Origin of the sequence: Buttiauxella sp. JUb87 (assembly GCF_004361975.1) — a bacterium.
Classification (GTDB): domain Bacteria; phylum Pseudomonadota; class Gammaproteobacteria; order Enterobacterales; family Enterobacteriaceae; genus Buttiauxella; species Buttiauxella ferragutiae.
This window is the reverse complement of sequence record NZ_SNVY01000001.1, coordinates 39,614-66,523: the sequence shown is the minus strand read 5'-3', so window position 1 is coordinate 66,523 and position 26,910 is coordinate 39,614. Positions and strand designations below refer to the sequence as shown.

General features: G+C 50.5%; 23 protein-coding genes and 1 pseudogene. 19 read left to right on the top strand and 5 right to left on the bottom strand.

Going from position 1 to position 26,910, the window contains the following annotated elements; translation table 11 throughout:
* Nucleotides 1-29 precede the first annotated feature (29 nt).
* The 7 genes and pseudogenes from EC843_RS00285 to EC843_RS00260 all read left to right on the top strand — a co-directional run bounded on the left by EC843_RS00285 (nt 30) and on the right by EC843_RS00260 (nt 8,819).
* Nucleotides 30-1,571 (top strand): YdgA family protein, encoded by a 1,542-nt coding sequence (locus EC843_RS00285; protein ID WP_133521350.1) that lies wholly within the window; start codon nt 30-32, stop codon nt 1,569-1,571.
* Nucleotides 1,572-1,933: 362 nt separating this feature from the next.
* Nucleotides 1,934-3,112, top strand: a complete 1,179-nt coding sequence (locus EC843_RS00280) for a DUF2169 domain-containing protein (RefSeq protein WP_121813329.1) — start codon at nt 1,934-1,936, stop codon at nt 3,110-3,112.
* Between the two features lie 2 nt (nt 3,113-3,114).
* Nucleotides 3,115-5,790, top strand: coding sequence for a PAAR-like domain-containing protein (locus EC843_RS24680; RefSeq protein WP_166642017.1), 2,676 nt, complete (start codon nt 3,115-3,117; stop codon nt 5,788-5,790).
* Nucleotides 5,765-7,474 (top strand): RHS repeat-associated core domain-containing protein, encoded by a 1,710-nt coding sequence (locus EC843_RS24675; RefSeq protein WP_166642016.1) that lies wholly within the window; start codon nt 5,765-5,767, stop codon nt 7,472-7,474. The genes EC843_RS24680 and EC843_RS24675 overlap by 26 nt, the downstream gene beginning before the upstream one ends.
* Nucleotides 7,458-7,886, top strand: a complete 429-nt coding sequence (locus EC843_RS00270) for a hypothetical protein (RefSeq protein ID WP_133521349.1) — start codon at nt 7,458-7,460, stop codon at nt 7,884-7,886. The genes EC843_RS24675 and EC843_RS00270 overlap by 17 nt, the downstream gene beginning before the upstream one ends.
* A 148-nt stretch (nt 7,887-8,034) precedes the next feature.
* A pseudogene (locus tag EC843_RS00265) lies at nt 8,035-8,253 on the top strand (RHS repeat-associated core domain-containing protein); the annotation flags it as partial.
* Nucleotides 8,254-8,591: 338 nt separating this feature from the next.
* Nucleotides 8,592-8,819 carry a hypothetical protein gene (locus EC843_RS00260; protein ID WP_133521348.1) on the top strand — a complete coding sequence of 76 codons (228 nt, stop codon included), beginning with the start codon at nt 8,592-8,594 and terminating at the stop codon, nt 8,817-8,819.
* A 114-nt stretch (nt 8,820-8,933) separates the two neighbouring features.
* On the opposite strand, the gene EC843_RS00255 is transcribed toward EC843_RS00260, so the two are convergent.
* The gene (locus EC843_RS00255; protein WP_279535809.1) at nt 8,934-9,191 is read right to left on the bottom strand and encodes a SymE family type I addiction module toxin; all 258 of its coding nucleotides are present in this window, start codon (nt 9,189-9,191) and stop codon (nt 8,934-8,936) included.
* Nucleotides 9,192-9,272: 81 nt separating this feature from the next.
* Between EC843_RS00255 and EC843_RS24670 the strand changes: the two genes are divergently transcribed.
* The 3 genes from EC843_RS24670 to EC843_RS00245 all read left to right on the top strand — a co-directional run bounded on the left by EC843_RS24670 (nt 9,273) and on the right by EC843_RS00245 (nt 11,320).
* Nucleotides 9,273-10,055, top strand: a complete 783-nt coding sequence (locus EC843_RS24670) for a hypothetical protein (protein ID WP_243739101.1) — start codon at nt 9,273-9,275, stop codon at nt 10,053-10,055.
* A 111-nt stretch (nt 10,056-10,166) separates the two neighbouring features.
* Nucleotides 10,167-10,883 carry an RHS repeat-associated core domain-containing protein gene (locus EC843_RS24665; RefSeq protein ID WP_243739100.1) on the top strand — a complete coding sequence of 239 codons (717 nt, stop codon included), beginning with the start codon at nt 10,167-10,169 and terminating at the stop codon, nt 10,881-10,883.
* Nucleotides 10,880-11,320, top strand: a complete 441-nt coding sequence (locus tag EC843_RS00245; RefSeq protein WP_133521346.1) for a type IV secretion protein Rhs — start codon at nt 10,880-10,882, stop codon at nt 11,318-11,320. The genes EC843_RS24665 and EC843_RS00245 overlap by 4 nt, the downstream gene beginning before the upstream one ends.
* A 325-nt stretch (nt 11,321-11,645) precedes the next feature.
* Here the strand turns inward: EC843_RS00245 and EC843_RS00240 are convergent, their stop codons facing one another.
* Both EC843_RS00240 and EC843_RS00235 read right to left on the bottom strand, forming a co-directional pair.
* A complete protein-coding gene (locus EC843_RS00240) occupies nt 11,646-13,547 on the bottom strand; it encodes a diguanylate cyclase (RefSeq protein ID WP_133521345.1) in 1,902 nt (633 codons plus the stop codon).
* Nucleotides 13,548-13,651: 104 nt separating this feature from the next.
* Nucleotides 13,652-14,686, bottom strand: a complete 1,035-nt coding sequence (locus EC843_RS00235) for a Mal regulon transcriptional regulator MalI (RefSeq protein WP_064547234.1) — start codon at nt 14,684-14,686, stop codon at nt 13,652-13,654.
* A 174-nt stretch (nt 14,687-14,860) separates the two neighbouring features.
* Between EC843_RS00235 and malX the strand changes: the two genes are divergently transcribed.
* The 3 genes from malX to add all read left to right on the top strand — a co-directional run bounded on the left by malX (nt 14,861) and on the right by add (nt 18,771).
* Nucleotides 14,861-16,453, top strand: coding sequence for a maltose/glucose-specific PTS transporter subunit IIBC (malX, locus tag EC843_RS00230; protein ID WP_133521344.1), 1,593 nt, complete (start codon nt 14,861-14,863; stop codon nt 16,451-16,453).
* Between the two features lie 41 nt (nt 16,454-16,494).
* Nucleotides 16,495-17,667 (top strand): MalY/PatB family protein, encoded by a 1,173-nt coding sequence (locus EC843_RS00225; RefSeq protein WP_133521343.1) that lies wholly within the window; start codon nt 16,495-16,497, stop codon nt 17,665-17,667.
* Nucleotides 17,668-17,769: 102 nt separating this feature from the next.
* Entirely contained in the window at nt 17,770-18,771 is a 1,002-nt protein-coding gene (gene add / locus EC843_RS00220) for an adenosine deaminase (RefSeq protein WP_121813251.1), read from the top strand.
* A 29-nt stretch (nt 18,772-18,800) separates the two neighbouring features.
* Here the strand turns inward: add and EC843_RS00215 are convergent, their stop codons facing one another.
* A complete protein-coding gene (locus EC843_RS00215) occupies nt 18,801-19,799 on the bottom strand; it encodes a bile acid:sodium symporter family protein (protein WP_133521342.1) in 999 nt (332 codons plus the stop codon).
* A gap of 20 nt (nt 19,800-19,819) precedes the next feature.
* On the bottom strand, nt 19,820-20,530 hold the full coding sequence (locus EC843_RS00210; RefSeq protein WP_232886802.1) for a YnfC family lipoprotein: 711 nt from the start codon (nt 20,528-20,530) through the stop codon (nt 19,820-19,822).
* 234 nt (nt 20,531-20,764) lie between these two features.
* On the opposite strand from EC843_RS00210, the gene EC843_RS00205 reads away from it, so the two are divergent.
* From EC843_RS00205 to osmY, 6 genes are all read left to right on the top strand, one after another.
* Complete coding sequence (locus EC843_RS00205) at nt 20,765-21,067, top strand: DUF1161 domain-containing protein (protein WP_064547248.1); 303 nt, start codon at nt 20,765-20,767, stop codon at nt 21,065-21,067.
* 227 nt (nt 21,068-21,294) lie between these two features.
* Nucleotides 21,295-23,736, top strand: coding sequence for a selenate/tellurate reductase subunit YnfE (gene ynfE, locus EC843_RS00200; protein ID WP_133521340.1), 2,442 nt, complete (start codon nt 21,295-21,297; stop codon nt 23,734-23,736).
* 10 nt (nt 23,737-23,746) lie between these two features.
* Nucleotides 23,747-24,364 carry a DMSO/selenate family reductase complex B subunit gene (locus EC843_RS00195; protein ID WP_064547252.1) on the top strand — a complete coding sequence of 206 codons (618 nt, stop codon included), beginning with the start codon at nt 23,747-23,749 and terminating at the stop codon, nt 24,362-24,364.
* Nucleotide 24,365: 1 nt separating this feature from the next.
* Entirely contained in the window at nt 24,366-25,223 is an 858-nt protein-coding gene (locus EC843_RS00190) for a dimethyl sulfoxide reductase anchor subunit family protein (RefSeq protein ID WP_133521339.1), read from the top strand.
* 46 nt (nt 25,224-25,269) lie between these two features.
* Nucleotides 25,270-25,896: a Tat proofreading chaperone DmsD gene (gene dmsD, locus EC843_RS00185; RefSeq protein WP_121815603.1), complete on the top strand. Its 627-nt coding sequence runs from the start codon at nt 25,270-25,272 to the stop codon at nt 25,894-25,896.
* Nucleotides 25,897-26,184: 288 nt separating this feature from the next.
* Nucleotides 26,185-26,901: an osmoprotectant ABC transporter permease OsmY gene (gene osmY / locus EC843_RS00180; protein ID WP_133521338.1), complete on the top strand. Its 717-nt coding sequence runs from the start codon at nt 26,185-26,187 to the stop codon at nt 26,899-26,901.
* Nucleotides 26,902-26,910 lie beyond the last annotated feature (9 nt).

Genomic DNA, 26,910 nt, shown 5'->3' with positions numbered 1-26,910 from the left:
CAGACGCACTTTATATGGACGACGACTGAATGAAAAAATCACTGGTTGCTGTAGGTGTCATTGTGGCTCTGGGTGTGGTGTGGACAGGTACTGCCTGGTACACCGGTAAACAGCTTGAAGGCCGCATGGCGGAGATGGTGGCTAACGCTAACGCCGAATTGAACAAAGCCTCACCGGAAGCTGGTTTAACGCTAAGCTACCAGGACTATCAGCGTGGTCTGTTCCACAGCTCAATGCAGTTAGTTATCAAACCGAAAGCAGGAGTGACCAGTGCCATTCTCAGGCCTGAGCAAAGTATCGTATTCAATGAAACTATTGATCACGGCCCATTCCCCTTCGCACAACTGAAAAAATTCAATCTGCTGCCGGCCATGGCATCCGTTCACACCACGCTGGTCAATAACCCGACCACTAAACCTTTATTTGATATCGCTAAAGGGCAGTCATTTATTGATGCACAAACGCGTATCGGCTATAGCGGTGATACCTCTTCAGATATCAATTTGCTGCCACTGGACTACGTTAAAGGCGATGAAAAAGTGGCCTTCAGCGGCGGCCAATTCAAAGCGGATGTCGATGGTAACGGTGACAAAATTGCTATCAGCGGTGAAGCACAAAGCGGCCTGGTGAATACCACCAACGAATATGGCCAAAAAGTACTGATGACATTCAATGGCATCAAAACCGAAGGCAATAGCAGCCGTAGCGAATTTATCGAACGTATTGGTAGCCAAAAAGGTTCTATCGACAAACTCGCGGTTTCCATCGAAGGCAAAGAGATGGCCGTGGTGGAAGGTTTAGGTATCGATGCCAAATCCGAATTGCAGGAAGATAAAAAACATCTTTCTGGTCAAATCGATTACACCCTGAAGTCGCTCAAAGTACAGAGCAAAGATCTTGGTAGTGGCAAATTGACGGTAAAAATTGGCAACCTTGATGGTGCAGCCGTGCAAGAGTTCAGCAAGTTGTACAATGCTGAGTCGCAAAAACTGCTGGCAGACCCGGCAACGGCGAAAGATCCAGATATTTATCAGCAGCGAATTGTTGAGCTGTTTGCCGCTAACCTGCCACTGTTGTTAAAAGGCGATCCGGTCATTACCATTGCACCGTTGAGCTGGAAGAATGCCAAAGGCGAAAGTACCTTTAACCTCTCGCTGTTCCTGAAAGACCCATCAACCGCTACTGGCGAGCCAACCTCTCAGGAAGAACAGATTAATCGCGTGGTGAAATCCCTCGATAGCAAGCTGGTGATTCCAGTGGATATGGCGACAGAGTTAATGACTCAGATTGCACAGCTTGAAGGGTATCAGCCAGCCGAGGCCGCTAAACTTGCCGAGCAACAAATTAAAGGCATGGCCGCAATGGGGCAAATGTTCCGAGTGACCACAATGGACGGAAATAACGTGGTTTCCAGCCTGCAATATTCCAATAGTCAGGTCACGTTGAACGGCCAGAAAATGCCACTGAGCGAACTGTTTGGCATCTTTGGTTTACCAGATACCGGTGCCGAGCCAGCGCCTGAACTGGAAGTGCCACCGGTTCCAGCACTGCCTGCGGTTCCACAACAGTAAGTATTGGTTTAGTTTGATAGAGCCTCCTGCGGGAGGCTTTTTTATCTCTTAGCCATTTAGTTAAGAATGAAGTTAGTGATACTTAAAATAAAAAATGAGTTGGCAAAGCTCTCCAAAATATAATTCAACACTTTGCCTTAGCACTTCACCAGAAATACCAAAATGTTAATCATTACTCACATATCAATTAAAAAACAATTCATTAAATTGACAATCCGCATAAACTTCATATTCAAAATACCTTCTAATTATTGATATTGTTTTTTAGAAAAAAACGTTATTTCATTCATCATAAAAATGAATCCCACTAATACATAAATAGATACGCATTCTTTTATTTCAGAAAAAGGAAAGGAATATATATGGAATTCCGTAATCGGACTCCATTTTCAGTGATGGAATACGCAATGGATGATAAGCATAACGAACGTCATCGGGTGGTTGCCATGAAAACCGGCTTCCGGCTGGTACAGGATGCTGAGGGACTGTGGCAGGCACTACTGATGGAAAACCCGGTGCTACCGTTATGTGTGGAAGATGAATATGCCGGTGAAATGAACCTTTCCCCGGTGCTGCGTGAAAGTGACCTCGCCCCGCTGAAACCTCTCTGCGATATCATCGTCAACGGTACCGCTTATACACCTGGCGGGGCTGCCGCGCAGGAAATGACGGCAGGTATACAGATGTACTCACCTTCAGGCGAAGTACTGGTGGACAAGAAACTGCAGGTAACCGGCAGACGCTTTTACCAGCGCCAGGCGCTAACCGGGGAGTGGTATGAAACAGAGCCGGAGCCATTTACTTCCCTGCCGCTGGATTACCGTTACGCCTTTGGCGGCGAGTGTCGCATAGAGGCTGATAGTCATCACGCTGAGCGCATTCCCGAAGAATACCTCCTGACAGATGTGCAACGCCGCGAACATCCCGACCAGAACAACCCACCGCTGGCGCATATGGCCTGCCCGGTGAACCCTTTGGGGCTGGGTTACATGCAGCCATGGTATCTGCACGCCTGCGAGGTTCAGCAGGTTGAAGCTCCCTGTATCATCGCGCTGGACGCCCCCTTTACCCTCAAACAATTCGTTGCCTGCCTTGACGGGAAAGCCGACTGGTTTGCTTCCGAATATCAGCCTGCCGGCTTTGGTTGTATCGGTCGCGCCTGGTTGCCACGCCTGCCGCTGGCAGGAACCTACGACCAGCAATGGCTGGAAACGCAGCACCCCGACCTGCCGGATGATTTTGATTTTGGCTACTGGAATGGAGCACCGCATACCCAGCAGATTCGGTATCCCGAACCGGGACCAGAATTTGTGCTGACAGGCTTTCACCCGGATGGGGATATCCGTTTTATCCTTCCAGCGCATCAGGCAATGGTGTTACTCCGAATGAACATCGGTGGGCTGATACCACAACTGTTATGGATAGATACCCTGGCAATAAATACCGACACGTTCACTGTCGCACTGACCTGGCGCTACCGGCTACCCGTCCGCAATGATATCCGGGTAATGGAAGCCCGCTATCGCACCGAAGGGAAATGAATATGGCGATTAATTATATTGCACGCCAGGACATCCAGTGGCTGGTGATCAGTACCAAACCCGATGTCTGTAAGACACCCATGGGTCCAGCAATTCCCCCGGTCCCCTATCCAGTAACGGCTAGCATGGCCGATGCCATGAATGTGATCCCTAATGTGAGGGCGAATGGCGGCCCGCTGCTGGTACTTGATCAGAGCTTCATGCCCCGGACAAAAGGAGATGAAGCTGGTATCGCGAAGGGAGTGTCGAGTGGCACCGTCGGTGATATCTGCGAACCGCTGGCACACAGTCAGACCGTGCGGGCTGGGGGGAAACCCGTTTTGCGTCATGACGATATATTCTGGATGAATGCCCGTAATACCACGGGCATTATTGTTGGCCAGCCTCCGGCAGCGATTGTATCTGCCCACAATGCTGACCCTGCCATTCAGACTGAAACTGCAGAGGAAAAGGGGTTCTTTCAATCCCTGTTAACATCATATGTCGAGTATCAGCTTCAAAAGGCTCGGGCAATAGCCGACACGGCAAACTCTGTTCAGAACGCGACCACAGATTTTTTCACCGACCATACGCCTGACGATGTTATGAATAGCCAGGCAATAGGTGCAATGCTGAGTGCTGGGAGTTATTACAATATGTCTGCTGAAACGGCGCGGAACATTGCCGAGCAGATAGGCGGAGAGGCGCTTGAAAACTTTAATACTATAGACACACCGCAGAACCGGGCGCTAATGCAGGCAGTTCAGGGAATGATGATGGCATATTCTCTGCGATCTGCGGGGGGCATAGACATGGATGGTGCCAGGGTCAAAGGAAAAACAAAGGGTCAGGCAGGAGAAGGGGAAAACTTTTCATTATCTTTTTGCACCAAAGCGGGTGAGCCTGTTGATGTGGTAACTGGCGATTTTCTTCAGCAACTGAGTGTCCTGGCCCTGCCAGGCACCTTGCCTCTACCCCTCTCGCGCACCTACCGTTCGCAAGCCAGAACTGGTGGTCTGTTCGGCCCGAAATGGACCGATGAATGGTCTACATCTCTGACGGTACACGACGGTGATTTACACTTCACCGACCACGAAGGCGTGGTGCTCTATTACCCCATTCCTCAGGACGGTATTTTCCACGAAGCTGTTAACTCTCGTCAGACGCATTACCGTTTGATGGGGGATATTCGCGATAAACTGTCCGTTTTTGACCGTCGTTCGCAACAGACCCAGGTGTTTTCCCCGGCAGGCTGCGGAACTTATTTACTCTCCACTATTTATGACCGTTACGGCAACCGCATTGACTTTATCCGCACAGATGATCTGCTGACTGAAATCCGCCACAGCGACGGTTACACGCTCGCCCTTGACTGGCAGAACCGGCAACTGATGAGCATTGACCTGGTCACCCCTCAACGCCAGCGCCTTGTCACCTGCCACTATGACAGCAACGGTTTTCTCGCTGAATGCGACACCTTCCAGTTCACCCATCTGTGGCACGAATACTCTCCTGAAGGGTTTATGACCCGCTGGCGGGATACGGATAAAACCTGTGTCGATATCAGCTATGACATGCAGGGCCGGGTCATCAGCACACAGTCAACCGAAGGCTATTACAGTGACCACTTTATCTATAACGATGAAGAAAAATGTACCACCTACCAGGATGCGGAGGGCGGAGAAACCCGTTACTGGTACAACGAAGATCGCCTGGTTACCCGCAGCACCGACCCGCTGGGACGGGAAGAAATCACGGTGTGGGAGAACACCCAGCTTCAGTCACGCACCGATGCCCTTGGGCGCACCACTGAATATCACTATAACGATGAAGGCGATATCCGCCATGTCGCCCTCCCCGGCGGCCACAGTCTCTGGTACGAGTACAACGACGCCGGACAGCTCACCCGCCTGACCACACCGGGCGACCAGCAATGGCTGTGGGCTTACGACGAGCTCGGCAGCGTGGTCAGCCTCACTGACCCGCAGGGCCGGAGCCAGCAGTTCAGCTACAGCGAACAGGGCGATTTACAGGCTCATATTCTTCCCGGCGGCGCGACCTGGCGCTGGAGCCATGATGCCCTGCACCAGGTGCGCGAAACCACTGCCCCGAATGGCGGTATCACACACACAGAACAGGATATGCTGGGCCGTCTGCTGAGTGTCAAAGACCCGCTGGGCTTCACCACGCAGTTCCGCCACAGCAAAAAACATGCCGGGCCACAGGGTAGCATCGAGGAAATTAACCGCCCCGACGGTGTGCGCGAACTGATGCGTCAGAACAGTGAAAAACTGCCCGAAAGCTTCACTGACGGGGAAGGAAAAACCACCCGTTATGAATACGGTGCATTCGACCTGCTGACGGCGGTGATACGCCCGGACGGTGAACGGCTGGAATGCCGTTACGATAAACTCACCCGCCTGACTGAAATCACCAACGCCGCCGGTGAGCACTACCGTCTGACCTACGACAAAGCCGGGCAACTTATTGCGGAAACCGACTTTACCGGCAGAATGCTGAATTACCGCTACGACGCCGCAGGCCGCTGTATCTGCACTTCTTTCCCGGATGGCGCCCACCTTAACCGGGTATATAACGTCACCGACCAGGTCGTACGCGAGGACGTCACTCAGGGCGACAGCACCCGCGTACTCAGTGCCACCCTATTCCGCTATGACACTGGTCGAAGCAAAGAATGACGATGCTACCGTCAATTATGAATATGATGAGGCCGGGCGCATTACTGCCGAAACCCTCAACGGCCGACGCACTGAATATACATGGGAAAAAGAACGCGACTATATCTCACAACGCACCACTGAAGGACTCACCGAACACTTCACCCGTGGATTAATGGGAGAGCTGACACAGTGGCAGATAGCAGACCATGCGCCACTGACCTTCACCCACGACCTGCGCGGCCACGAAATCACCCGACAGAATGACACCGGCTTCCGCCAGCAACTGGGTTACACACCAACCGGGATGCTGACGCAGCAACAGGTCGGCAATCCGGCAGAACTGAATCCGCACGACCGGCGCAACAAAACCCTGCAACGTCAGTGGCTGTACGACAAGGCTTACAACCTGACCATGATTGCCGACTCACTGCGCGGTACCGCAGTTCACACCCTGACGGCGAACGACCAGATAAGTCACGCCACCTGGACCGGCAGCAGCAGTGTGCCGATGCGCGAAGAACGCTTCACCTATGACCAGAACCTCAATATCACCCGCCGCCAGACCTGGGTGAATGACGTACTGGAAAGCGAAGCCTACCAGCAACAGCAGCATAGCCGGGTCGCATCGCGCGAGCACAAAGCCTGGCGGCACACCACCTCACGCATCAACCCCGACAGCGGGAAACCTGAAGACGGAAAATTTGTCCGGGTGGTGAACGAACACAACATCACCTGGAAATATGATGTTAACGGTCGTCTGGTGGAAAAACTGGTGGATAAAGGCGGTTACCGCCCTCTCCAGTGGCGCTACCGCTGGGATGCCCGAAGCCAGCTCACCGCGCTGGAAACCCCGGACGGCGAACGCTGGGAATACCGCTACGACCCGTCTGGCAGGCGCATCAGCAAACGCTGCACCAACCGCCAGAAAACCGGTTACAACTTCCACTGGAATGGCGACCAGCTGACCGAAGAAATCCCGGTGTATGCCGGTGGCACTCCGGCGTATGACGACAGTATCCGCTGGATATACGAGCCAGGCAGCTTCACACCACTGGCACGTTATGAGAAAGGACTGTTGCACTATGCGGTAACCGATACGGTCGGTCGTATTCAGGAATTACTGACCGAAGACGGCACCATCGTCTGGCGCGGCAAGCAACAACTCTGGGGTCGTGAAGAAAGTGCGAATGATGACAAGCTGAGTTGCAGACTGCGCTTTCCGGGGCAATACGAAGACACAGAATCCGGGTTGCACTACAACCGCTTCCGTTACTATGATAGTGAAACGGGACAGTACATTTCGGCAGACCCGATAGGGTTGCTGGGTGGGGTGAATCCGTACGGGTATGTGCCGAATCCGCTGAGGTGGGTTGATCCTCTGGGGCTGGCTGGGAAGGATTGTTGTGAAACAAGGAAAAATTCAGCTGGCGATGATGTTCTCCGCCGCTATACAACTAGCCAAGATGGTTTACTGGCTGAAGCGGAAAGGGCTGCCGGTGGTAATTTGGATAACTTTACCAACTATAAAGAGAATTGGTATAGCAGCCCAGATGGTAATAGGCGTATAGAATGGAATCCTACAGGTCATGCAAATACTAATGAAGGACCACATGTTACGGTGAGAGACTTTGATGGCAAGCGGCACTCAGTTAAGGACAAAGTATTCATAGAAGGGAGGGATAAATATGATGGAAAGTTTTAACATTAAAAATATTTCATGGCAGGAAGCCGACCGTATACTTACAACTATACTTGGATGTTGTAGTTCTCAGATTAACAAAATCATTGATTTGAATAATATTAACCCAATTAATGCTAACAGGGTTGACGAATGGGAAGAGCTTGCTGATACTGAAATATTACATCTTTTGGATTTCAATGGATTGAAAAGTGGCGATGTATATATTATAACTGAATTATCATATGTACAAAATTTAGGTGTGTTCATTATGGGGTTTCATGATTTAGAAAAATTTGTGAAAGAGTATTTTTCATTCTATAAAGAATGTTTCTTTAATGGTGATGTTATTATTATCTCCATGGATATAAAAGAGGCTTTTATATTTGACCATAATGGTTTTTTCTCTAATTATCGATTGCCTCTGCTTGATTGATCTATTAATAATTGGCCGTAGGAATGATTTTTATTATTTTTCCTACGGTTTAATCTATTCAGCAATTGCACGTTAAAATGATTTTTATTCCGACTTACAAATAAATATCTCATAGCTTCTGGTGCAGAACTGGCAGTTTCCGCTGACGGCGAGTAACAAAGATAAAGTGAGCTGCAATCTGCGTTTTGCGGGCCAGTACGCAGATGAAGAATCGGGTTTACATTACAACCGGCACCGTTATTATGATACGGAAACGGGGCAATACCTGAGCCCGGACCCGATAGGGTTGCTGGGTGGGGTGAATCCGTACGGGTATGTGCCGAATCCGCTGAGGTGGGTTGATCCGCTGGGGTTGGCTTGTTGTCCTAGTGATGCTGTAAAATTAAAGCGAAAGCTCAGAGCATTAGAAAAAGCGCAAAATGAAGCGGCAAGAAATCGTGTCTTACCAGATGGACGTATTCGCTATTATAACGCAGAGTCCCCTGCTCGAACGGTTGGCCCTACTAGAGGACGGTCACACGTTACAGAGTGGGATTCTTCAACTGGTAATGTAAAAGGATGGGAGGAGACTTATGACCACTCTAATAATGTGAATCGTGTCCATCCCAAAATGAAGAACGGAGAGATTTTAGATCTTCCACATTATCTCCCAACCAGAGCAGATATAGATGTCGGTAAAGCAACTTCAACAGGAAGGGCAATAAATTGAATCAGTTAACCACTGAGTTTTTGAATGGAATTAATTATCTTTTACAAGATAATTATGATCCTTCAAAAGTTGCCAGATTTGCATTAGAGTTTTATCTCGATCATCCAATTGAATATGAGAGTTTAGCTTATGTTATTGACTTTTTAAGAGGAATTGATGCTGGGCCTGAGTTTGAATTAAGTCGGGAAGAGTTAAACGAATTCATCAAAGAACATCTCACCTAAGAGGATGATTTGGAAATAAAAATAAAATGTAATGGATCAGGTTTGTATTGTAGAGCAAGATTTTAATTACAGTCTTAACCGGGATAATATTAAACCCTTCCGGTCATGTTGTATTTATTTTGCAATTCCCCGCAACGCTGATTTAATATTATGGTTAACCATTTTTATATCCCACAATTGCTGGTGCAGCGCTTCCTGCTCATGTTTCAGGTCGTCCACTTCCTCGCTGTCTTTAATAAGCACAATACAGCCATCAGCTATTTTCACTGTAAGATGTGCGCCCGTCTCAAACCCCGCCTCTTTCAGCCATTTACCCTTTAAATGAATATTCGGTGTACCGGTATCGCCCCGGTTCGGCACATAGCCAACAATATAACGGCGCTGCGCTTTGGAAATCCCTGATTCTTAAATACAATCGTGCTCAGCCATAATTAACTACCTTCTTAGTTGCCTGTGGTCAGCGGCGCTGTTGAGTACCGGTTCGATGCACAACAGGATTATGTCACGAAGCGCACCTCTGCGGGTATTACCGAACACTTCACCCGTGGATTAATGGGAGAGCTGACACAGTGGCAGATAGCAGACCAAGCGCCACTGACCTTCACCCACGACCTGCGCGGCCACGAAATCACCCGACAGAGTGACACCGGCTTCCGCCAGCAACTGGGTTACACACCAACCGGGATGCTGACGCAGCAGCGCGCCGGCAGTAACACTGAACCAGACGCCCGCAATAAAGACCTGCAACGTCAGTGGCTGTACGACAAGGCTTACAACCTGACAATGATTGCCGACTCACTGCGCGGTACCGCAGTTCACACCCTGACCGCGAACGACCAGATAAGCCACTCCACCTGGACCAGCAGCAGTGTGCCAATGCGCGAAGAACGCTTCACCTATGACCAGAACCTCAATATCACCCGCCGCCAGACCTGGGTGAATGACGTAATGGAAAGCGAAGCCTACCAGCAACAGCAGCATAGCCGGGTCGCATCGCGCGAGCACAAAGCCTGGCGGCACACCACCTCACGCATCAACCCCGACAGCGGGAAACCGGAAGACGGGAAATTTGTCCGGGTGGTGAACGAACACAACATCACCTGGAAATATGATGTTAACGGTCGTCTGGTGGAAAAACTGGTGGATAAAGGCGGTTACCGCCCTCTCCAGTGGCGCTACCGCTGGGATGTCCGAAGCCAGCTCACCGCGCTGGAAACCCCGGACGGCGAACGCTAGGAATACCGCTACGACCCGTCTGGCAGGCGCATCAGCAAACGTTGCACTAACCGCCAGAAAACCGGTTATGACTTCCACTGGAATGGCGACCAGCTGACCGAAGAAATCCCGGTGTATGCCGGTGGCACTCCGGCATATGACGACAGTATCCGCTGGATTTACGAGCCAGGCAGTTTCACACCACTGGCGCGTTATGAAAAAGGCCAGTTGCACTATGCGGTAACCGATACGGTCGGTCGTATTCAGGAATTACTGACCGAAGACGGCACCATCGTCTGGCGCGGCAGGCAACAGCTCTGGGGTCGGGAAGAAAGTGCTAACGATGACAAGCTGAGTTGCAGACTGCGCTTTCCGGGGCAATACGAAGACACAGAATCCGGGTTGCACTACAACCGCTTCCGTTACTATGATAGTGAAACGGGACAGTACATTTCGGCAGACCCGATAGGGTTGGCGGGGGGAGTGAATCCTTACGGATATGTGCATAATCCGCTGGGGTGGATAGACCCGCTGGGGCTGGCTTGTTGTCCGGGGTCATTTGAGCAAGCAATGAATAAAGCTTTAGAATGGCTTGAGGCCAGAGGATTTAAAGCTGAAAAAGTTAATACAGGTAAATTTGGCGATACGAAAGGTAAAACCGTCGGGATGACTACAGCCGATGGAAAAACTGGTTTTAGAATTGAATATGATGAAAGAAGTGGTTCTCATATAAATGTGTTTAACGGCAAGGACAAAGGGGAACATTACCAATTTGATGCAACCGAACAAACAACGACTAAACATCAAAAAAGATATGATCATCCTTCAAAGCCAAGGAGGGGGAAATGACTATTGATGATGAAATTAAGTTACACATTGCAAATCTACCTAACCCTCCAGAAATTATTGAGAACTGGGAGCCTATTGCTGATTCACTATCAGATATGTTTGATTGGATTGGATCAAAAATAGACTGGAATAAAACTATAGGCCATGTATATCAAGATCTTGGTAATGAAAAAAAATCTTGGACTTCTCTGGTGAGTAGTTTCATCCACAAATATGCGTACGATTTAATATTCAGTTCAGAGGGGATATTTTATATAAACGATTCATCGTTGGATTTTGCTCTAAAAATCCCCCCTGACCAAATGGATACTATGCTGAATCTCTTAATAGAATTAGTTCCTCAACATCATTATTTCTTTGATATTAATAATCAGTGGTGTCTTGTTGTTAGTTCTGAAGGTTATGTGGATTTTGGTGTTTCTAAACTAGCCTCATAGCAAAAAGTCGGAAAGACCACACGATCTTTCCGACTTTTATTTATATTTATTATCTAAGCCGTCATTCCACGCAGTGCCGATTTAATATTCTTATTAGCCTACTTAATCTCCCGCAGTTGCTGACGCAGCGCTTCCTGCTCATGCTTCAGCGCGTCAACTTCTTCGCTGTCTTTAATAATCACAATGCAGCTGTCAGCTATTTTAACAGTGAAATGTGGGTACTCGGCTGCATGTCGAGGATGCACAAACACTGGAAGTACGACCGGTTCAGTTTGACAAAGCCGCCTACGAGAAGCTGTTTTATCCGGTAATCTAACGCCGCAAACTAGCCGGTAAAGACCTCGACCGCGTTCTTGCCACCTTTCTTGGCGCGATACATGGCCTCATCGGCAAAGTGCAGCAAATCATGCACGTTATCGGCCTGGTCTGGGTAAATCACCACACCAATGCTTGATGAGATATCCAGCGCTACGCCATTATCCATCACAAAAGGTTGTTCCAATAAAGCACGGATCCTTTCCGCTACCCTCACCGCTTCGTCCAGACTCTGGGCATCAGGCAACAGAACGACAAACTCATCACCACCAATGCGTGAGACGATATCGGACGCGCGTAGTACGCTACTCATGCGAGATGCAGCCTGAGTAAGCAGCCAGTCACCGGTCTTGTGCCCATGCAAATCATTTACTGCCTTGAATTTGTCGAGATCAATGAAAAGCAGCGATAACTTCTGCTGTTTCAATTTCGCCTGAGCAAGCGTTTTGCCAAGGCGTTCTTCTAACATACGGCGGTTAGGCAACCCAGTCAGTTGGTCGAAAAATGCCATTTTTCGAATGGCATCCTCAGCGGCCTTTCTTGCCTCTGTTTGTTCATGCAGTTCGGTGACATCCGTGGACAAGCCAATCACCGCAGGAAGTTGATCCGGTATTCTCACCAGCTCTTTTATCGTCGAAAAGTAGCGGCGTTCCCCTTGCGGGTTAATCATCATCTCAGTACAGAGTTGCCTATTGCCAGTCTCTAGCACCTGTTTGTCCGTCGCCCAGAAATCATCGACTAACTTTTGCGGAAGAATATCCTTATCCCGGCGACCGATTATCTGTTCCACAGGAAGCCCAAACAGCTCGGCAGTTTTCGAATTAACATAGCTGAAACGTCGATCGCTGGTCTTTAAGTAAACACAGGCATCCACGGAGTTGAGAACCAAATCCAGCAGGGTACGCTGGGCCTTGTTCTGGCGAAAAATATCCATTAACAGCACTTGCAAGAAACTGACGCAAATAAAAACAAATACCGAAATCGCCACCTGTATTCGCCACTCGAACAGGTATTCATTCGGGCTTTCACCCACCAGTTGCATCCATTGACCAAGATGCAGTGGAGTTAACACCACCAGCCTTTCCACACCGTCAACCGGAGACTGGTAATACTTCACGTCCGGCCCATAACGTGTGTTTTGAAAATATCTGTCTCTGATGGCTGGCAGCGCCAAACTATGTTCCTCAACGGGAACACGTGAATAAGCATAGCGATACAGGACCTGCCGGGTGTGGTTATCAAAAATAGATAACACACCGTTTTTGCCCAGATCGAATCCCCGAGCGGTATCCGCGTAAAGCAGCATAGACAAACTACGCGGGCTGGTATAACCAATTACGCTGCCCAGCGGCCGTCCTTCAGGAGATGTCATCATGTGGTACATAATCATGCCGTTGCCCCCCATTTCGGGAACATACTGCCGGGATACAAAAAAGGTAGAGTTCGTTCCGCCACGCTGAAAAGTTTTAAATTGCGGTAAATCCCTGAAGGACTGTGTCGCGAAGACACTGGGAGGCAGGATCAATTCCAACGGGACAACAGACTCAGACGCAATAATCTTGCCAGTCCTATCCAAGACTATGATGGAATCCAGCCCAGTTTGTTCCACTTCACCACGGATATATTCTTTCGCATATCTGAACTGTGCATCGTCCGCCACCGCTTCCCCCACCGAAGCAAGTTGGTAGCTAATCGTCCTTTCGAGTTGTTCAAAACCCCGCAAGTGCATCGACGACACATTTCTCAATGACTGCACCACACCAGATTCAATCCAGTTGTGCGACAAGTACAAGTAAATGACTAAACCACCGGCCTGAATGAGCATCACTAAAACCAGTACCCAGCGCTTTTCACCCAGGTTTGATAACACCCGACTCAGATATGATGTAAGGCTAGTCGCAAACACATTCATACAACCATTCCATGAATCCCCGATCAAATCAGGTTTTTTTAAGTATATATCACGAAGAGTATCAACAAGCTGCCAGCCGTAACCTACCGGCAATTGTGGGCGTTTTAATTTTTCCGAATGACTAATCTTGCAGGCATGATCTGACTACGAACTTCTTCGTTGTCGTTTTGTACGCGTTTAAGGATCCTTTGCCCCGCAGTGCGCCCAATTTCTCGAGCGGGTGTAGAAACCCAGGTCAGCGGTAAATCATCCAGTTCATCATCCATCACTTCAGCAAAGGCTGCCAACGCTACATGCCGGTCATAGTAGCTGTCGATGCTCCCTTCTCCACTTTGCCGCCCGGCTCGCAATAATCCGAACCATGCTCCCATCGCCACGGTACTGTTGTGGCAAAGCACAGCGGTAATCGTTGGATTGTGTTGCAGCAGTGTGGTAATCGCATCAGCCGCCTTTTTCTGGCTCGGCTCGCATTCGATGATCCACTCACTATGGAAAGGCAAACCGTATTTCAGCAATGTCGCGCAGTAGCCGCCGACGCGTTCGGCCCGTGTTAATGAAGAACCGTCACCACCCAGCCAGGCGATTCGCTGATGTCCGCGTTTGATAAGGTGCTCAGTCACGAGTTGCGCAGCCTGCATATTATCAGGCCTGATGATATCGGCCTCGTCGAGATAACTGGCGCGGGAGGCAAAAACTAGCGGCAGATTTTTTTGTTCCGCAATGACACGCATATCCGCACCCTGCTCAGCAGCACCCGCCACGATAATACCGTCTACGCCTTGAGCGACCAGCATGTCGAAACAACGCTGCATATGCTGACCTTGTGCACCACTTTGCGTCAGGAACAGCAACTTCCCCTGTTTTTCCAGCTCATCGGTCAGGCCAGCGGTCAGTTCAGCATAGAACGGGTTACAGAGGTCACGCACGATGAGGCCAATCACGCCACTTTGGCCACCACGCAGTGAAACCGCCTGGCGGTTGCGCACAAATCCTAATTTTTCGATGGCTTCGCTCACGCGTAACCCCGTCGCCGGGGAAATACGCCCTTTGCCACTGAGCACCAAAGAGACCGTCGTGACAGAAACACCAGCAGCTTCGGCCACTTCGTTAATCGTGATTTTCTTTTCCTGAGTCGTCATCGGCGAGACGAACCCTCCAGCAGTGATAAAACGTTTAATCTCAGCAGGTGTATTAGGCACTCTGCCGAGCTTTGAATCTGTGATACAGCACGCAATAAAGCTTGGTAAAACGTTTTATCATCCGCTTCGTTTTGTACTGCTACTCATTTATTAACCAAGGTTCAAGGAGTCGTTATGGCGGCTAATACAACACAAAAAATTACGCTTTGGGAGTTTTTTCAAAACCTTGGCAAAACGTTTATGTTGCCCGTGGCACTGCTGTCGTTTTGCGGCATCATGCTCGGGATCGGAAGCTCACTGAGTAGCCACGACGTGGTCACTTTGCTTCCCGCATTAGGTAACCCAGTTTTACAGCTCATTTTCGTCTGGATGAGCAAAGTAGGTTCGTTTGCATTCAGCTTCCTGCCAATCATGTTCTGTATCGCTATCCCTCTTGGGCTGGCGCGTGAAAATAAAGGTGTTGCCGCATTTGCAGGTTTCGTCGGTTATGCGGTAATGAACCTGGCAGTCAACTTCTGGCTTACCGCAAAAGGCATTTTGCCTACCACCGATGCCGCGATTCTGAAGGCAAACAACATTCAAAGCATCCTTGGGATCCAGTCAATTGACACCGGTATTTTAGGTGCAGTGATTGTCGGGGTGATTGTTTTCCTGCTTCATGAACGTTTCCACAATGTGCGTCTGCCTGATGCGCTGGCGTTCTTTGGCGGTACACGCTTTGTGCCCATCATCACCACGGTGGTGATGGGGCTGGTTGGGCTGGTTATACCGCTGATTTGGCCAATTTTTGCCGCAGGCATTAACGCGCTGGGCAATATGATTAACAGCGCAGGTATGTTTGGGCCGATGATTTTCGGTACTGGCGAGCGTTTATTACTGCCGTTCGGTTTGCACCACATTCTGGTTGCGCTGATTCGCTTTACTGATGCTGGCGGCACCATGGATGTTTGTGGTCACAGCGTCAGCGGCGCATTGACCATCTTCCAGGCTCAACTGAGTTGCCCAAGCGTTCACGGCTTCTCTGAAAGCGCCACCCGCTTCCTGTCACAGGGTAAAATGCCAGCCTTCCTTGGTGGTTTACCTGGTGCTGCATTGGCGATGTACCACTGTGCTCGCCCAGAAAACCGCCATAAAATTAAAGGGCTGCTGATCTCTGGCGTGATTGCTTGCGTCGTTGGTGGCACCACAGAACCACTGGAATTCCTGTTCCTGTTTGTTGCTCCAGTGCTGTACGTCATCCACGCATTGCTGACTGGCCTTGGCTTTACCATTATGGCGGTGTTGGGCGTGACTATCGGCAATACCGATGGCAACATCATCGACTTCGTAGTGTTCGGGATCCTGCATGGCCTGGCGACTAAATGGTACATGGTGCCAGTCGTCGCAGCTATCTGGTTCGGCGCGTATTATGCCATCTTCCGCTTCGCGATTACTCGCTTCAATATCAAAACACCGGGTCGCGATGTTGACACTACCAGCAGCGCTGAAAAAGCGATTGCCGGTCAGGTTGGCAAGTCTGGATACAATGTTCCAGCGATGCTAGCCGCACTTGGCGGTGCGGAAAATATCGTGTCTCTCGATAACTGCATCACTCGTCTGCGTATGTCCGTAAAAGATATGTCTTTAGTCGACTCATCCGCACTGAAGAATCTGCGCGCCATTGGTGTGGTTCAGCTTAACCAGCATAATCTGCAAGTGGTGATTGGGCCGCAGGTCCAGTCAGTGAAAGATGAAATGGCGCATCTGATGCAAACTGCTCAGGCGTAAATCACGATGGGCGCTTCGGCGCCCATTTGTTGCGAGGTGATATGTTCGATTTTTCCACCCCCGTTGACCGTCACGGAACCTGGTGTACCCAGTGGGATTATGTCGCAGACCGTTTTGGTGCCGCAGACCTCCTGCCCTTTACCATCTCCGATATGGATTTCCCTACCGCTCCGGTCATTCTGGACGCATTACAAAAGCGTTTATCTCACGGTGTATTGGGTTATAGCCGCTGGAAGAATGACGAGTTTCTTGGCGCGATTGCCCACTGGTATCAAGCTCGTTTTAACAGCGTGATAGATAAAGAAGCGGTGGTTTACGGCCCTTCTGTTATCTACATGGTTTCACAGCTGATTCGCCAGTGGTCAGCACCAGGTGACGCGGTACTGATTCATACTCCGGCTTATGATGCGTTTTACAAAGCCATCGAAGGCAACCAGCGCGAGGTCTTTAGCGCACCGTTGCATAAAACCGATGGCGGCTGGATGTGCGATATGACAGCACTCGAGGCGCAACTGGCCAAAACTGAATGCAAAATCATGTTGCTGTGCAGCCCGCAAAACCCAACCGGCAAAGTCTGGACACACAGCGAACTGGAAACCATGGCCTTGCTGTGCGAACGCCACGGCGTCCGGGTTATCAGTGATGAAATTCATATGGATATGGTGTGGGAAGGAAACCTACACACGCCATGGTGTGAAGTAGGCAAAGGCCAGTGGGCGCTGTTCACCTCCGGTTCCAAGAGCTTCAACATTCCTGCGTTAACCGGAGCCTACGGCCTGATTAACGATGCTCATGAACGCCAGCAGTATTTGAATGTGCTGAAAGGCCAGGATGGACTGTCATCCCCTGCCATTCTGGCGGTTATCGCCCACATTGCGGCTTATCTGGAAGGTGCTGCATGGCTGGATGAACTGCGCGCTTACCTGCAAAGCAATCTTCGCTATGTGGCAGATGCGCTAAACAGTGAGTTTGCGCAACTGAACTGGCAGCCACCGGAATCAACCTATCTGGCGTGGATTGATTTTCGCCCGCTGGGTATTGATGACAACGCGCTGCAAAAAGTGCTGATCGAACAGCAAAAAGTCGCCATCATGCCGGGATATACCTACGGCGAAGAAGGCAAAGGTTTTGTGCGCCTGAATGCCGGTTGCCCACGAGTTAAGCTTGAAGAAGGTGTGAAGCGCCTGATTGCGGCAATCAAGTCGCTGCAATAAACGTCTGGGGAGGCAACTCCCCTTTTTATTTGCGCAACGTAGCTTTTTGGACACATTTGTTTTTATAATCTATCGCACTTTAATCAATAAAAGAGTGCGACCATGATTGATACCACCCTGCCGTTAACCGATTTGCACCGCCACCTCGATGGTAATATTCGTGCGCAAACTATCCTCGATCTAGGCCGCCAGTTTAATTTACCGCTTCCGGCTGATTCTCTTGAAGCACTTCGCCCGCATGTACAGGTTGTGGAAACCGCGCCTGATTTGGTCAGCTTCCTGCAAAAACTCGACTGGGGCGTGAAAGTCCTGGCCTCTCTTGATGCCTGCCGCCGTGTGGCATGGGAAAATATTGAAGATGCCGCGCGCAATGGCCTGCATTATGTCGAGCTGCGCTTTTCACCAGGTTACATGGCGATGACGCATAATTTGCCTGTCGCCGGTGTAGTAGAAGCGGTGATTGAAGGTGTCCGTCAGGGCTGCCGTGATTTTGGTGTTGAAGCCCGTTTGATTGGCATCATGAGCCGTACGTTTGGTGAAGCCGCTTGCGAAGCGGAACTGGATGCACTGCTGACTCATCGCGACCACATTACCGCGCTTGACCTTGCCGGTGATGAACTCGGTTTCCCTGGTAGCTTATTCCTGAATCACTTCAACCGTGCGCGTGATGCCGGCTGGCATATCACCGTTCACGCGGGTGAAGCGGCAGGCCCGGAAAGTATCTGGCAGGCGATTCGTGAACTGGGTGCCGAACGTATCGGTCATGGGGTCAAAGCCGTTGAAGATCCGGCGCTGATGGATTTCCTGGCGGAACACGGTATCGGGATTGAATCGTGCCTGACGTCCAATATCCAGACCAGCACTATCGCCTCGCTGGATAAGCACCCGCTAATCACCTTCCTGGATAAAGGCGTGCTGGCGACCATTAATACCGATGATCCGGCAGTCCAGGGTATCGATATTATTCATGAATATACAGTAGCCGCCCCGCAAGCGGGTCTGAGTGCTGCGCATATCCGCACCGCGCAAGAGAATGGTTTGAAAATTGCCTTCCTGAGTGAAGCAGAAAAGCAGGCGCTGATCGCTAAAGTTCGCGCCGCTTAATCAGCTAATCCCTTCGTCAAACGCTTGGGTCAGGAAACTGACTCAAGCGCTCTTTTTTCCTTCGCCGTTCTACGTGCATAACGCTGCGCCAGCACCGCACAGACCATCAATTGCACCTGATGGAATATCATTAGCGGCAGGACCATCATGCCCACGGCACTGGCCGGGAACAGCACGTTCGCCATCGGCACACCGTTTGCCAGGCTTTTCTTGGAGCCGCAGAACACAATGGTAATTTCATCTGTAGTGTTGAACCCCATCAACCGTGCCACACAGGTGTTAATCACCAGCACAATTGCCAGCAGCACAATTGAGCAGCCCAGAACAGCTAACAACGCCACCCCATTAACCTGATGCCAAATGCCTTCCACCACCGCTTCGCTGAATGCCACGTACACCACCAGCAAAATGGATGATCTGTCTGTCATGCTAATCAGTTTCTTATGTTTATCTACCCAACGGCCAATCAGCGGGCGCGACAAATGCCCCACCACGAACGGCACCATCAATTGCAGGATGATCTTGCCAATCGCGTGCAGTGTGTCGGTGGTGCCTTCCTGGGTGTTCATTAATGCCCCGACTAACACCGGTGACAGGAAAATCCCCAATATGCTTGATGCCGAAGCACTACACACCGCGGCGGCAACGTTTCCCCCAGCAACCGAGGTGAAGGCGATAGCCGATTGTACAGTTGCGGGCAGCGCGCAAAGGTACAGGAAGCCCATGTACAAGGGTTGGTTAAGGATGGCTGGTGAAAGAAAGCCCATCGCCAGCCCCAATAACGGGAAAAGAGCAAAGGTGCTGAGGAATACCACAAGATGTAGTTTCCAGTGCCCCATTCCTGCCACTATCGCCTCACGGGAAAGCTTTGCCCCATGCATGAAAAACAACAACGCAATCGCCGCAGTGGTCAGGTATTCAAATGCCGTTTTTACCGCGCCTTCGCAGGGAAATAGTGAAGCCAGGATCACCACAGCGATCATGATCAGCAAAAAAGTATCAATTTTCAGGCGTTGCAACCATTTCATCCGGCGTCCTTTGTTCGCTATCAATAATAATTGATGTTGTTTTTGATGGTGTAGGTTTCAACTTTAGCCGGTTTTGCACTTTCATTGGTGATGTTCAGCACGCACTCCAGTGGGTTGAAATGGCCGTCGTAATCACAGGATTGTTTGGCTAAGCCGATAGATTTACCGTTCAGTATGCTTTCTGCGGTGTAATCGAGCTTTTTCTTGATGTCACTGCCAGTTTTCGCGGTGATGGTGAGTGTGTCGTCCTGCGATTTAGTTATTTTACCTAACGGATAGCCGTCAGCATCATAGCGATAAACTATCGATGTCTTTTCACCATGCGCGGCAACGACAAAGCCATTATCGTCGGTTTCATAAGTGAGTGCCGCCTGGGGTAATTCCGCCAATTGGCATTTCCCCTGAAGTTTGACCCGTCTTTCATGGCTTATTGCATCAACATAATAATTGGCATTTAGCACCAGAGTGGCGCCGGTGTTGTTTTCCAGATCATGGAATTCTAGCTCGTTAAAACAGCCTTCTTCCGACACCAGCCCAACCACGCGTTTGATGACCTCTCCCTTGTCGTTGATCAATGTCTGGGTGAAATCTTTAACCGGCCCGCGCAATGGATCAAAATCAAATTCGTTCGAAAAACTGGCCATTTCTGGCGTGTAAGTCAGCGTAATATTCTGATTATCACAGCCGGCAATAGACACTGCCAGCACACTGAGGATAATGATTTTCTTCACGTAAGTCCGGTCTCCGACTGGAATTGTTATATACATGATATAAGCAAATACAACACTTTACACTACAGCGACTATTCTTATATACCCGTTAGCATTCGAGTTGCAGCCAGGCGGCCAGGGAGCTTATCCCGATGAGCTTACTTAAGTAAGTGATTTGGGTAAGTGAGTGTAGCCAACACCCCTGCAGCTTGAAGGATGACGGGTATACATCATCCTCAACATAAGGAAGAGACCATGCAACGTTCAATCTGGCTGGGTGTGTGCCTGTTGGCAGCGACCGTTCCCGTGCTGGCTGCGCAGACGTCATGTGACAAAGTTAAGGCAGACATTCAGCAAAAAATCATTGGCAATGGTGTTGCGGAATCTGGATTCAGTTTGACGATTGTTCCGAACGACCAGGCCGACCAACCTGACGCACAAGTCGTAGGCCACTGTGCTAATGATACGCAGAAAATTCTCTATACGCGTACCAGCAGTGGCAATTCTCAAGCCAGCAGCACTGCTACACAAGACGGCACACCAGCCGAACCACAGTAATCGATTGCCGGGGCGGCATCGCCCCGCTTTATTTTCTCCGCTCAATCAGCTTTCATTCAACACTCCACACTTACTTTGACCCGTGTTAACAACTGCTACCTCTAAATGAGTAAAACTCATCCCCGCCGATAATATTCGCCTGATAAGCAATATTTCGCGTCCTCGCCGTTCGTAAAAAAATTAGAAACATCCATGACATCCCAACCAGAGATAACACGGAGTGAGTTATGTCGAACCAATGTTGCCATGATGGGATTTCCCGTCGAACCCTGATGAAAACCAGCGCCATCAGCGGGCTGGCGCTGGCTGTAAGTGGAATATCCCTGCCCTTTGGCCTGCGAGCCGCTGCCACTGCGGTGGGTGCGGCTGTTAACCCTGAGACAGAAGACAAAGTCGTGTGGGGGGCATGCTCGGTAAACTGTGGTAGCCGCTGCGCGCTGCGGTTACACGTGCGCGATAATGAAGTCACCTGGGTGGAAACCGATAACACCGGCGATGATATTTATGGCAATCATCAAGTCCGTGCCTGTCTGCGTGGCCGCTCGATTCGCCGCCGAATCAACCACCCTGAACGCCTGAACTACCCGATGAAACGCGTGGGCAAACGCGGCGAAGGGAAATTCGAGCGCATCTCCTGGGATGAAGCGCTGGATACCATCACCAAAAGCCTGAAAGGCACGGTGGAAAAATACGGTAACGAGGCGGTTTATATTAACTACACCTCGGGGATTGTCGGCGGCAACATCACCCGCTCTTCCCCATCCGCCTCGTTGGTTGCCCGACTGATGAACAGCTACGGTGGTTTTCTTAGCCACTATGGCACCTACAGTACCGCGCAAATTGCCTGCGCGATGCCTTACACCTACGGCACCAACGACGGCAACAGCACCTCTGATATTGAAAACAGCAAACTGGTGGTGTTGTTCGGCAACAACCCTGCCGAAACCCGCATGAGCGGCGGCGGCATTACTTATTATCTGGAACAGGCGCGTGAACGTTCCAATGCGCGCATGATAGTTATCGACCCGCGCTATACCGATACCGCCGCTGGGCGCGAAGATGAATGGTTGCCGATTCGTCCGGGCACCGACGCCGCACTGGTTGCCGGTATCGCCCACGTACTGATTAGCGAAAACCTCGTTGACCAGCCGTTCCTCGACAAATACTGCGTCGGTTTTGATGAGAAAACGCTGCCAGAAGGTGCGCCAGCCAACGGACATTACAAAGCTTATATTCTCGGTCAGGGTGATGACGGCGTTGCAAAATCTCCGCAGTGGGCATCCGTGATTACCGGTATTCCGGTAGACAAAATCATCAAGCTGGCGCGTGAAATTGGCAGCACCAAACCGGCGTATATCGCTCAGGGTTGGGGGCCACAACGCCAGGCCAACGGTGAACTGACTTCACGCGCTATCGCGATGTTGCCGATTTTGACCGGAAACGTCGGGATTAGCGGTGGAAACAGCGGCGCTCGTGAATCGACTTACACCATCACTATTGAACGTATGCCGGTGTTGACCAATCCGGTGAAAACGCAAATTTCCTGCTTTAGCTGGACCGATGCCATTGTTCGCGGCCCGGAAATGACCGCCAAACGCGACGGCGTGCGCGGTAAAGATAAGCTCGACGTGCCGATTAAGTTTATCTGGAACTACGCCGGTAACACCATTACCAACCAGCATTCCGACATCAACAAAACTCACGACATTCTGCAAGATGACAGCAAGTGCGAAATGATTGTGGTCATCGAGAACTTCATGACCTCGTCGGCAAAATACGCCGACATCCTGCTGCCAGACTTAATGACGGTCGAACAAGAAGACATTATCCCGAACGATTACGCCGGGAATATGGGCTATCTGATTTTCATCCAGCCTGCCACCGAGCCGAAATTTGAACGTAAGCCAATTTACTGGATAACCAGCGAAGTGGCTCGTCGCCTCGGGCCGGATATCTACCAGAAATTTACCGAAGGGCGTACTCAGGAGCAGTGGCTGCAATTTTTGTACGCGAAGATGCTGGTAAAAGACCCGCAATTACCCTCGTATGAGGCGTTACGCGAGATGGGAATTTATAAGCGTAAAGACCCGAACGGCCATTTTGTTGCCTACAAGGCTTTCCGCAACGACCCGGATGCCAATCCATTAAAAACCCCCTCTGGTAAAATCGAAATCTACTCCAGCAAACTGGCTGACATTGCCGCCAGTTGGGAGTTAGAAAAAGACGAGACCATCAGCCCACTGCCCGTTTATGCCTCCACCTTCGACGGCTGGGATGCGGCCGAACGCAGCACTTACCCACTGCAACTGTTCGGCTTCCATTACAAAGCGCGTACCCACTCAAGCTACGGCAACATTGATGTGCTGAAGGCCGCGTGTCGTCAGGAAGTGTGGATTAACCCGATAGATGCGCAGGCGCGTGGTATCGCCAGTGGCGATATGGTGCGGGTGTTTAATGGCCGTGGTGAATTGCGTATTCCGGCGAAAGTCACGCCACGTATCATGCCGGGCGTCACCGCAATGGGCCAGGGCGCATGGCACGAAGCCAATATGAGCGGCGACCGTGTCGATCACGGTTCATGCATCAACACGTTGACCACTCATCGACCTTCACCGTTGGCTAAAGGCAACCCGCAACATACCAACCTGGTCGAAATCCAAAAGGCGTAAGGAATAGCTGATGACAACCCAATATGGTTTTTATATTGATTCCAGTCGTTGCACCGGCTGCAAAACTTGCGAGCTGGCCTGTAAGGACTACAAAAATTTATCCCCGGACGTCAGCTTCCGCCGCATTTATGAATATGCTGGTGGCGACTGGCAGGAAGACAATGGGGTCTGGCAGCAAAATGTGTTTGCTTATTACTTATCCATCGCCTGCAACCATTGCGAAGATCCCGCCTGCACTAAGGTGTGTCCAAGTGGTGCGATGCACAAACGCGAAGATGGTTTTGTGGTGGTGAACGAGGATATTTGTATTGGCTGCCGCTACTGCCATATGGCCTGCCCATACGGTGCGCCGCAATATAATGCCGAAAAAGGCCATATGACCAAATGCGATGGCTGTTACTCCAGAGTCGCGGAAGGCAAGAAACCTATCTGTGTGGAATCTTGCCCATTGCGTGCGCTGGATTTGGCTCCCATCGACGAACTACGTAAAAAATACGGCGAGCAAGCCGCTATTGCTCCGCTGCCGTCAGCACATTTCACGAAGCCAAATATTGTGATTAAACCCAATGCCAACAGCCGTCCTTGCGGGGATAAAACCGGCTACCTGGCGAATCCAAAGGAGGTTTGAGATGGGAAGCGGATGGCATGAATGGCCGTTGGTGTTGTTTACCGTACTGGGCCAGTGCGTGGTTGGGGCTGTCATTGTCATGAGTTATGCCTGGAATCAGGCCAGTAATAACAGTGAGTTGCAGCATAAAATGTTACGCCCGATGTTCTTTATCTGGCTGTTGATGGGCATTGCGTTTATTGCCTCGGTGATGCACCTCGGCTCCCCGTTACGGGCGTTTAACTCACTCAATCGTATTGGCGAATCGGCTTTGAGCAATGAAATTGCCAGTGGTTCGGTGTTCTTCGCCGTTGGCGGTTTCTGGTGGCTGATTTCAATACTGAAGAAAATGCCTGCGGCGATTGGCAAAATCTGGCTCGTCATAACCGTGTTGTTGGGCGTGTTTTTTGTCGCGGCGATGACTCGTGTTTACCAGATTGATACCGTGCCAACCTGGCATAACGGATACACCACGCTGAGCTTCTTCCTCACCGTCTTACTGACTGGCCCACTGCTGGCGGTGCTGTTGCTGCGAAGCATCGGTTACGAATACCGCAGCCGTAGACTGGCAACAGTCAGCGTTCTGGCGTTATTCATCGCCATTGCGGTGATCGTTTTGCAAAGCAACGAACTGGCGGAAATCCAGAGTTCTGTGCAGCATGCCAGCGCGTTGGTGCCTGATTACGCCTCGCTGCAAGTGTGGCGCATTGCGTTAATAGCGCTGGGTTTAGGTTGCTGGATTTGCTCATTGATACGCCGCACACCAGCCAAAACATCCGGTTTGCTGCTCGGATTCATACTGGTGGTTGTCGGTGAATGTATTGGCCGTGGGATTTTTTACGGTCTGCATATGACAGTCGGCATGGCGGTAGCAGGTTAATTGATACAAAATGCGCGGAGCAATCCGCGCAACAAGGAAGAGAAAAATGTCTACAACGACACAAAGACTGGCGACCATCGCCCTGACCGGAAGAGTACTGGGTGCGCTGTATTATCAAGCTCCCACCAGCCAGGAAGTCGCCGCACTTTACGCCACACTTGAAGATCCTGAATGGGCGAAACAATGGCCGGTGCAGCATGAACAGTTGGATGCTCTCGCCCAACGCATGGCAGAGGGTTTCAGTTATGAGCCAGAATCATTGAGCCAAGCCTGGCAACGCCTGTTTATAGGCCCTTACGCACTACCGGCTTCACCATGGGGTTCTGTGTATCTCGATAAAGAAAACGTGCTGTTTGGTGATTCGATGCTTGAATTGCGCAAATGGATGCGCAAGAACGACATCGCCAACGAACAAGCGAGCAACGAACCGGACGACCACATCGGGATATTGCTGATGCTGGCGGCGTGGCTTGCTGAAGAAGGTTTGCAGCAGAAAGTCGACGAACTGCTGGCGTGGCACATTTTGCCGTGGAGTGGGCGTTTCCTGGAGCTGTTTATTGCTCATGCCGAACATCCGTTCTACCAGGCATTAGGTGAATTGACTCAAATCACCCTGGCCGAGTGGCGCAAAGAGATGCTGATTCCGGTTGCCACTAAAGAGCTGTATTTCTAATAATTTTAGAAGCGGTGGATGACACTTGCGCTTATCCACCGCACAAACCAAAAGTTACGCCGTAACTTTAGCTAATGCATTTTAAGACAATTCTTATCTCACCCTCGCAAGCGAGGCGGTGCAGGCCAAAGCATTAATTTCCTCGCAAATCATTAATCTGCTATTTCCCTCATTAGCTGGATTCCTTCCCCTCACATTGTTATAGGTCAAAACACCCTGCCGACACACGGCATAACAACAGGCGACCCATCACGTCGCTATAACGTGCACCCAGGGAGACACACAGCAATGCAGCATTCATCGTTCATAAAACGCACTTTTTTAGGCGTCGTAGCACTGACAATTGTGCTCGGTTTACTCATCTGGGGCATCGGCCCCAACGTCATAAAAGCACGCCAGGTCGACTTATTGTATCTCGGGCAACAACACTTAATTTTGGTGTTTAACTCGATGGCGCTGGCCCTGTTAGTGGGGATCCCTGGCGGTATTCTACTCAGCCGTCCTTGCGCACGGCGTTGGGCTGAGTATGCGATGCAGATATTTAACGTCGGGAATACCTTGCCACCATTGGCGGTGCTGGCACTGGCGATGGTCTTCATCGGGATTGGCGATAAACCGACGATTATCGCTCTATTCCTCGCCTCGCTGCTGCCCATTGTCCGTAACACCTATTCAGGTTTGTGCGGCGTCCCGGCTTCGCTTATCGAAGCGGCCAATGGGATTGGCATGACCAAGGGGCAACGTTTGCGCCAGGTCGAGTTGCCCAACGCGTGGCCGGTCATGCTTTCAGGGATCCGCATTGCCACAGCCATTAACGTCGGCACGGCGCCGCTGGCTTTTTTAATTGGTGCCAGCAGTTATGGCGAGCTGATTTTCCCTGGCATTTATCTCAACGATTTCCCAACGCTGATTTTGGGCGCAACCGCCACGGCACTCGTTGCCCTGCTGCTTGATATTGCACTCGCGGGCTTAGGGCGCGTGTTAAGCCCCCACACAGCGGAATAACAATAATAA

Bases quoted from the DNA above. Each gene is read 5' to 3' on its own strand.
- EC843_RS00285 (WP_133521350.1), top strand. From the start codon at position 30: ATGAAAAAATCACTGGTTGCTGTAGGTGTCATTGTGGCTCTGGGTGTG.
- EC843_RS00280 (WP_121813329.1), top strand. From the start codon at position 1,934: ATGGAATTCCGTAATCGGACTCCATTTTCAGTGATGGAATACGCAATG.
- EC843_RS24680 (WP_166642017.1), top strand. From the start codon at position 3,115: ATGGCGATTAATTATATTGCACGCCAGGACATCCAGTGGCTGGTGATC.
- EC843_RS24675 (WP_166642016.1), top strand. From the start codon at position 5,765: ATGACACTGGTCGAAGCAAAGAATGACGATGCTACCGTCAATTATGAA.
- EC843_RS00270 (WP_133521349.1), top strand. From the start codon at position 7,458: ATGATGGAAAGTTTTAACATTAAAAATATTTCATGGCAGGAAGCCGAC.
- EC843_RS00245 (WP_133521346.1), top strand. From the start codon at position 10,880: ATGACTATTGATGATGAAATTAAGTTACACATTGCAAATCTACCTAAC.
- EC843_RS00240 (WP_133521345.1), bottom strand. From the start codon at position 13,547: ATGAATGTGTTTGCGACTAGCCTTACATCATATCTGAGTCGGGTGTTA.
- EC843_RS00235 (WP_064547234.1), bottom strand. From the start codon at position 14,686: ATGACGACTCAGGAAAAGAAAATCACGATTAACGAAGTGGCCGAAGCT.
- malX (WP_133521344.1), top strand. From the start codon at position 14,861: ATGGCGGCTAATACAACACAAAAAATTACGCTTTGGGAGTTTTTTCAA.
- EC843_RS00225 (WP_133521343.1), top strand. From the start codon at position 16,495: ATGTTCGATTTTTCCACCCCCGTTGACCGTCACGGAACCTGGTGTACC.
- add (WP_121813251.1), top strand. From the start codon at position 17,770: ATGATTGATACCACCCTGCCGTTAACCGATTTGCACCGCCACCTCGAT.
- EC843_RS00215 (WP_133521342.1), bottom strand. From the start codon at position 19,799: ATGAAATGGTTGCAACGCCTGAAAATTGATACTTTTTTGCTGATCATG.
- EC843_RS00205 (WP_064547248.1), top strand. From the start codon at position 20,765: ATGCAACGTTCAATCTGGCTGGGTGTGTGCCTGTTGGCAGCGACCGTT.
- ynfE (WP_133521340.1), top strand. From the start codon at position 21,295: ATGTCGAACCAATGTTGCCATGATGGGATTTCCCGTCGAACCCTGATG.
- EC843_RS00195 (WP_064547252.1), top strand. From the start codon at position 23,747: ATGACAACCCAATATGGTTTTTATATTGATTCCAGTCGTTGCACCGGC.
- EC843_RS00190 (WP_133521339.1), top strand. From the start codon at position 24,366: ATGGGAAGCGGATGGCATGAATGGCCGTTGGTGTTGTTTACCGTACTG.
- dmsD (WP_121815603.1), top strand. From the start codon at position 25,270: ATGTCTACAACGACACAAAGACTGGCGACCATCGCCCTGACCGGAAGA.
- osmY (WP_133521338.1), top strand. From the start codon at position 26,185: ATGCAGCATTCATCGTTCATAAAACGCACTTTTTTAGGCGTCGTAGCA.